Origin of the sequence: Hansschlegelia beijingensis, assembly GCF_045505405.1 — a bacterium.
GTDB classification, from domain to species: Bacteria; Pseudomonadota; Alphaproteobacteria; order Rhizobiales; family Methylopilaceae; genus Methylopila; species Methylopila beijingensis_A.
On record NZ_JBJKEX010000716.1, the window covers coordinates 1 to 567 of the forward strand.

General features: G+C 73.9%; 1 protein-coding gene. It reads left to right on the plus strand.

Annotation, left to right across the window (positions count from 1 at the left end; genetic code table 11):
* Nucleotides 1-8: 8 nt before the first annotated feature.
* Nucleotides 9-567: transglycosylase domain-containing protein (locus ACIKT0_RS19775; RefSeq protein WP_407106947.1), on the plus strand; the 559-nt coding region annotated here is incomplete at its 3' end.

Genomic DNA, 567 nt, shown 5'->3' on the forward strand with positions numbered 1-567 from the left:
CGGCCGCGATCAGCCTTGGCTCGATTCCTGCGCCGGAGCCCGGACGCTCCGCCCTGCTATCGACGCTCGTGCTGGATCGCGACGGGCGGCTGCTGCGGCCGTTCGCGGCCGCCGACGGGGCCTGGCGGCTGCCGGTCGAGCGATCCGGGGTCGACCCCCGTTTCCTGAGGATGCTGCTCGCCTATGAGGACAAGCGCTTCTTCGCCCATCCGGGCGTGGACCCGCTGGCGGCGCTCCGGGCGGCCTGGCAGGCGGCGCGCTCGGGCGGAATCGTCTCGGGCGGCTCCACGCTCACCATGCAGGTGGTGCGGCTGCTGACGCCTGATCGCTCGCGGACGCTTCCGCGGAAATGGCGCGAGGCGGGCGCCTCGCTCGCGCTGGAGCGGGAGGTCGGCAAGACCGGCGTGCTCGAACTCTACCTTCGGCTCGCGCCCTATGGCGGAAATCTGGAGGGGGTGCGCGCCGCGAGCCTCGCCTTCTTCGGCAAGGAGCCCGCGCGGCTTTCGACCGCCGAGGCGGCGCTGCTCGTCGCCATCCCGCAGTCGCCCGAGGCGCGGCGGCCGGATC